At 66.6% G+C, this 6,261-nt stretch carries 4 protein-coding genes and 1 pseudogene; 1 reads left to right on the forward strand and 4 read right to left on the reverse strand.

The features are described from left to right. A partial coding sequence (locus tag HMPREF1138_RS00960) for an MATE family efflux transporter (protein ID WP_009055424.1) occupies positions 1–430 on the reverse strand: 430 nt, incomplete at its 3' end. Positions 431–769: 339 nt separating this feature from the next. Here HMPREF1138_RS00960 and dnaB point away from each other — a divergent pair. Then, positions 770–2,122, forward strand: coding sequence for a replicative DNA helicase (gene dnaB, locus HMPREF1138_RS00965; protein WP_009055418.1), 1,353 nt, complete (start codon positions 770–772; stop codon positions 2,120–2,122). A gap of 545 nt (positions 2,123–2,667) precedes the next feature. Here dnaB and rarD read toward each other — a convergent pair. The 3 genes and pseudogenes from rarD to HMPREF1138_RS00980 all read right to left on the reverse strand — a co-directional run. Further along, complete coding sequence (gene rarD, locus HMPREF1138_RS00970) at positions 2,668–3,618, reverse strand: EamA family transporter RarD (protein WP_009055422.1); 951 nt, start codon at positions 3,616–3,618, stop codon at positions 2,668–2,670. A 175-nt stretch (positions 3,619–3,793) separates the two neighbouring features. Further along, a complete protein-coding gene (locus tag HMPREF1138_RS00975) occupies positions 3,794–5,353 on the reverse strand; it encodes a proline-rich domain-containing protein (protein WP_009055426.1) in 1,560 nt (519 codons plus the stop codon). 41 nt (positions 5,354–5,394) lie between these two features. After that, positions 5,395–6,261 (reverse strand): annotated as a pseudogene (locus HMPREF1138_RS00980) (glutamyl-tRNA reductase); the annotation flags it as partial.

Consider the following 6,261-nt stretch of genomic DNA (forward strand, 5'->3'; position numbering starts at 1 on the left):
TGGCCGCGTCGGCGCCCAGCCAGGTGAGCAGGGGCGAGGCGAAGATGGCTAGGAGGATCGCCGCACACGCGCCGAGGCCGCCCGCCAGCCACATGGCCTCCACCCCCGAGCGGATCGCGAGGTCGCGGCGCCCGGCCCCCAGGTGGCGCCCCGCCAGCGAGGTCGTCGAGTAGGCCAGGAAGATGAACAGGCCGACCGCGGTGTTCAGGACGGTCGACGCGATGCCCAGGCCTGCCAGCTGCGGGGTGCCCAGGTGGCCGACCATCGTGGAGTCGATGACGGTGAATAGCGGCTCTGCGATGAGCGCGCCCAGGGAGGGCAGGGCCAGGGACAGGATTTTGCCCGTCGTGATCGTCGGCATCGACGAGGCCGTGGCCCCCTCGTCGGGCGACGGGGAGGACGGGGTGGCCGCTCCACGATTGCTGTTCATGACACGCTCCGCTTCTTATCCACAACATGTGCACAGGTCTGTGGATATCAGTGCACACAGGAATTCTAGACAGCTCAATGAATGACAACGATGTGACTGTGATGAGCATATCTGCCCTGACAGGATGGTCATTGAGACCCGTGCACAGGCCCGATCGGCGTTGTGCACAGGTTATCCACAAATTGTGCACATGTTCGTGCACAGCGTCGGTCGCGTGTTTTCCTATAACGCGTTAGTCTTCGCCTGAAGGCTCTCTATTCACAGGCGTCCCGGCCGCGCTCGCGGCGCCGAGCCAAGCCCAGGCCTCGTCCCTCCGCCCGCGGACCCGAAAGGAACACGATGTCCGACGACCAGTTCGACCGCGTCCCCCCGCAGGACATCGACGCGGAGATGAGCGTCCTCGGGTCCATGATGCTGACGACCGAGGCCGCCAACGTCGTCTCCGAGATACTGCGCGGGCAGGACTTCTACCAGCCCAGCCACGAGACCATCTTTGACACCATCGTCGAGCTCAACGGCCGCGCGGAACCCGCCGACGCGATCACCGTCGCCGGCGAACTCAAGCGCGCGGGCGTCCTGTCGAAGGTGGGCGGCGCCGCCTACCTGCACAGCCTCATCGCCTCCGTGCCCACCGCCGCGAACGCCGCCTACTACGCGCGCATCGTGCGCGAACGCGCCATCATGCGCCGCCTCGTCACTGCGGGCACGCGCGTCGTCCAGCTCGGTTATGCGGACGCCGGCGGCGACGTCGACGAGATTGTCGACCAGGCCCAGGCCGAGGTGTACGCCGTCTCTGACGGGCGCGAAACCACCGACTACGTGTCCATGACGCAGATGAGCTCGGACATCCTCAACGCGCTCGAGGACATCGAGAAGAACCAGGGCAAGCTCAACGGCGTGCCCACCGGCTTCACCGACCTCGACGAACTCACCCAGGGCCTGCACGGCGGCCAGATGATCATCGTCGCCGCCCGACCCGCCATGGGTAAGTCCACGCTCGCCCTGGACTTCTGCCGCTCGGCCTCCATCAAGCACGGCATCACCTCGCTCATCTTCTCGCTAGAAATGAGCTCCCAGGAAATCGCGATGCGCATGCTCTCCGCCGAGTCCGGCGTGCGCCTGTCCAAGATGCAGGCCGGCAAGATGAGCGACGTCGACTGGCGCAAGGTCGCCGAAACCACCTCGCGCATGAGCGAGGCGCCCCTGTACGTCGACGACTCCGCGAACATCACGATCTCCGAGATCCGCTCGAAGTGCCGCCGCCTCAAGCAGCAAGAGAACCTGGGCCTCGTCGTCATCGACTACCTCCAGCTCATGACGAGCGGCCGCCAGGTCGAGTCGCGTCAGCAGGAAGTCTCCGCGATGTCGCGAAACCTGAAGCTCCTGGCCAAGGATCTCGACATCCCCGTCATCGCGGTCGCGCAGCTGAACCGTAACTCGGAAGGGCGCACCGACCGCAAGCCCATGATGAGCGACCTGCGTGAATCCGGCTCGCTCGAACAGGACGCTGACATCATCATCCTGCTGCACCGCCCCGACTACTACGACAAGGAAGACCGCCCCGGCGAGGCCGACATTATCGTCGCCAAGCACCGCGCCGGCGCGACCGCGACCGTCACCGCACTCTTCCAGGGCGACATGGCGCGCTTCGTCAACTACACGGGCCGCCCGGAGCCCGGCGGCGGAGAGTAAGGGGCGGTTTGCCCGCTTGCTGGCTCGGGCTGCTTGGTGTGCTCCGCTGATGTTCCGGGCGCCTTCGGGCCCGGCCGCCCGCTCGCCGTTGGCGCTGCATGTTGTTGCTTGTGGCACCGCTGGTGTTCCGGGCGCCTTCGGGCCCGGCCGCCCGCGAGATCGCCACACGCGAGCCTACGGCTCGGAGTGGTCGATCTCGAAGCCCGCCCGTGCCCTCCGGACCCTCCGGCGCCCTCACACGGGCACCGCGGCCAGGACTACTCACACCCCTCTCACAACAAACGGTCCGAAAAACCAGACCCCTCCAGTGGCTACGGTCGTTGTGTCATGGTTTCCCAACAATGTCGCATGCAATTCCCCCACCACTTTTTCAAACTTTGAATTTACGTCGTTGAAATTCCGACGTTTTCAGATGTTGTTGAAACGTCAGCCAATTGAATTGCATGCGAAATTTCGGGGCGCGTTACCTCATGGGGCCGAAAGGGGAGCGTGCAGGGTGAGGCCCGGTTCCCTATCCCGGCGTGCCCGGCGTGGCAGGCCTTGGCTCAGTCCCGGTGCGCGGCGCGCGCCAGGCGCTTGGCGCGCACCGAGGAGAGCAGCCAGTCGGCGCTCAGGCACGCCAACGCCACCCACACGACGCCCATCGCGATCCAGCGGAACGTCGGCACGGCCTCGTGGAAGATGAACACGGCGACGAGGAGCTGCAGGGTGGGCCCCAGGTACTGCAGGAAACCCATCGTCCCCAGGGTCAGGCCTCGCGCCGCCGAGGCGAACATGATGAGCGGGATCATCGTCAGCGCACCCGCCCCCACCAGGAGGGCCAGGTGAAGGGGCCAGGACATCCCGGCCTCGTCGGTAGCGGTGATCGTGTGGAAGGACGTGGAGGACGTGACCGCCAGGTACGCGTAGTAGCCCAGCAGGACGGGTGAGACCGCCGCCGTCTCGATCGCCATGCCCGCGAGCGGGTCGACGCGCGCGGCCACGTCCTTCTTGACGAGGGAGTACAGGCCGAACGTGAGGGCGAGCGTGAGGGAGACGATGGGAACCGAGCGCTGGCCGACGACGAGGATAACGACGGCGAGCACGCCGAGGGCCAGGGCGACCTTCTGGATCGGCGTGACGCGCTCGCGCAGCACGATGAGGCCCAGCGCAACCGTCACGAGGGGGTTGATGAAGTAGCCGACCGCCGCGTCGGTCGTGTGGCCGGCGAGGACCGCGTACACGTACACGGACCAGTTGACGACGACGAGCGCGCCCGCCACCGCCAGGCGCCACAGGGCTCCCCGGTCCGCGATGAGCGCGCGGACCTTGCCCAGGGATCGGGTGATCGCGAGCGCGACCAGGCAGAAGAAGAGGCCCCACACCGCGCGGTGGACGATGACCTCGACGGCGCCGGCGGGGGAGAGCAGCGAGAAGTACAGGGGGAAGAAACCCCAGATCACGTAGCAGGAAACGCCGAGGGCGAGGGCGCGCGGTTCGTTCTTCTGGGTGCTCATTCCTCCAGTGTAAGGACCGACCTGGCAGCTTCGCGACGACGAGCGACGCCGATGAGACGGGCGCCGGCGCACGCCCGGGCCCCGGTTGGTGTCGGCCACGCGGCGCGCCCCCGGGCAGATACGCGAAGGGGGCGGGAACCCGTTGCGGATTCCCACCCCCTTGGCTACGGCTGCGTCACTTCATGTTCTTCGCGAAGTTCCAGCCGATAACCAGCAGCGCGCCGACGGGCTTGTTGTTCAGCGCGAGGTCACGCATCTCGTCCTTGGACACGTCGACGTCGTGGGAGCCGGTAGCAGACCACAGTCCGTCGATGGCCTGGTTGACCGCGTCGTCGCTGGCGGCCAGCAGGTTGAGGTTACCGATGGTGCGCACGAGCGACACGTGCCAGCCGTTGGCGTCCTCCACGGTGAACACTCCGAGGCGCTCGGGGTTGACGAGGCCTTCCGTGTAGTTGGTGGTCATCGTCTTGGTGGTCGTCCTGAATGTACGCGTGTCGATGTCCGGGTAGGAGACCGTCAGCGAATCGCCGTTGAACTCGACCTTGTACTCGCCCATGGTGATGGACGTCGTGCCGAGGTTGACGATCGCGCCGCCCGAGACCTTCGTGGAGCTCAGGCCCCACGTCACCTGCACGCCGCTGCCGCCCATGCCGGACGCGGAGTACCCAGACGAGGAAGATCCGCCGCCGTAGACCGCCGCGACGCGGCGCTCGGGCAGGTCGAGGTAGCGGTAGACGTCCTCGCTGCCGATGTTCCCTCCGTTACGCAGGGCGTCGACCATGCCCGACACCGCCTCCTCGGGAGAGGAAGCGCCCTTGACGTCGGTGAAGTTCGCGGAGTAGTTCGGCTGAGCCGAACCGGTTCCCAGGAACTGCTCGGCGACCGTCATGTAGCCGGACAGGTACCACTTGCCGTCTTCCTTCACGGAGACGAGCGTGAGCTTGTTGTTCGGGAAATTCTTCAGGACGTTACCGGAGGAGACCGGGTTGTTCTGGATTTCCTGCTTCATCTTGTCGAAGGCCTGCGACTCGTTGGCCGTCAGGTCCGAGCCCTTGGCCTCCTTGTAGTGCTCGCGGATCTTGTCGGCGAGTTCCGGCTTGACCTCGACGTCACCCTCCCACTTCGTGATGGTGATGAGTGCCACCTGATCGGACTTGGTGTCGACCGTGTACTCCATCTCGGACTTCTTGATGTCGATCTGGTCGACGTAGTCCTTGAGGGCCTTCAGGTCCATCAGCTTGGACCAATCGGTGCCGCCGTTGTGCTTGTAGTCCTTTTGCCAGGCCGTCGCAGCGTTGAGCTCCTCGGGCGACGCGGCGCCCGCCAACGACACGAGAGAGTTCTTCGCGAAAGCGGAATCAATGCCCTCTGCCAGGGCATCGGGGCTCTTGTAGCCGCCACCACCCAGGCGGCTGATCGCGAAGGCGCCGCCACCGACGACGACCAGGATGGCAACGACGATGACGGAGATGATGGCCGCCATCTTTCCGCGGCTCTTCTTCTCGCCGGGCGCGGGCACCTGGCCCTGGAACTGACCGTTGGGGCCGGGTACGGGGGCCTGGCCCTGGAACTGACCGTTGGGGCCGGGTGCGGGTGCCTGGCCCTGGAACTGACCGTTGGGGCCGGGTGCGGGCACCTGGCCCTGGTACTGCGGGTTGTAGGCGCCCTGCTGGGGCACCTGACCCTGGAACTGACCGTTGGGGCCGGGCTGGCCACCGTAGTTCGGGGTGGACATCGTTAATACCTTTCACCGTTGGGAGTGAACGTTGCAGTATTTCACTTTTGAAATAAATTGGCAACTGTCGGTGTGACAGTGTGAGGGTGGAGCCCGCGATTATCGGGCGAGAAAGCGTGCGCGCCAGCATTGTCGCCGTAGGCCAGGGTGGCCTCGTCGATGCCGAGGACCACGCCGAGGGCCTCCAGGTAGCGTTCCTGCTGGCTCTCCTCGCCTGCCCGGCGCGCGAGTACGGTCGGGTTGTGGATGAGGCGCGCGGCCAGGTGGCGCAGCGCCCGTGCGGCGTCGTCGGTCGACAGGGGGGCGTCGCCGAGGCGGTCGATCTCCTCCTCGACGATGCGGAAGACGCGCGAGCGCAGGTGCCGCACGACAGGGTCCATGGATCGGGCGCCGAGGCCTCGCTCGAAGGAGGAGACCTCCTCGTCGATGATGGCGCGGGCGTGATTCAGCGCGTCGGCATCCGCGGCCGGGACCGAGGCCTGGATGGTCGGCAGGTCGATAAGCGTCACGTTCGGGAGCGAGCCGACGGAGTTGTCGGTGTCGCGCATGAGGGCCAGGTCCAGGACGACGGTGCGCCCGGAGGCGGCGGCCATGTCGCGGGTCAGGATGGGGCTTCCCAGTCCCCGGCACGTCACGACCAGGTCGGCGCGCGTCAGGGCGGTGGGAAGGTCGGCGCCGTCAACCCAGCCGATGCCTCGTCCCTCGGCGAATTCGCGGGCCCGCCCCGACGTCGAGTAGACGGACACGTCGGATGCGCAAAGCGCGTTCAGGGTGCTGACGGTCGCTCCCGCGTAGGCGCCCGTGCCGACGATGAGCACGCGCGTGGCCTCCCACGGCCCCAGGTGAGCCGCAGCCATGTCGAGGCCGACGGCGACGACCGAACGGCCCGCCCCGGCCAGTCCGGTCTC

The organism is Actinomyces sp. ICM58 (assembly GCF_000283035.1).
Taxonomy (GTDB): Bacteria; Actinomycetota; Actinomycetes; order Actinomycetales; family Actinomycetaceae; genus Pauljensenia.

Bases quoted from the DNA above. Each gene is read 5' to 3' on its own strand.
- rarD (WP_009055422.1), bottom strand. From the start codon at position 3,618: ATGAGCACCCAGAAGAACGAACCGCGCGCCCTCGCCCTCGGCGTTTCC.
- dnaB (WP_009055418.1), top strand. From the start codon at position 770: ATGTCCGACGACCAGTTCGACCGCGTCCCCCCGCAGGACATCGACGCG.
- HMPREF1138_RS00975 (WP_009055426.1), bottom strand. From the start codon at position 5,353: ATGTCCACCCCGAACTACGGTGGCCAGCCCGGCCCCAACGGTCAGTTC.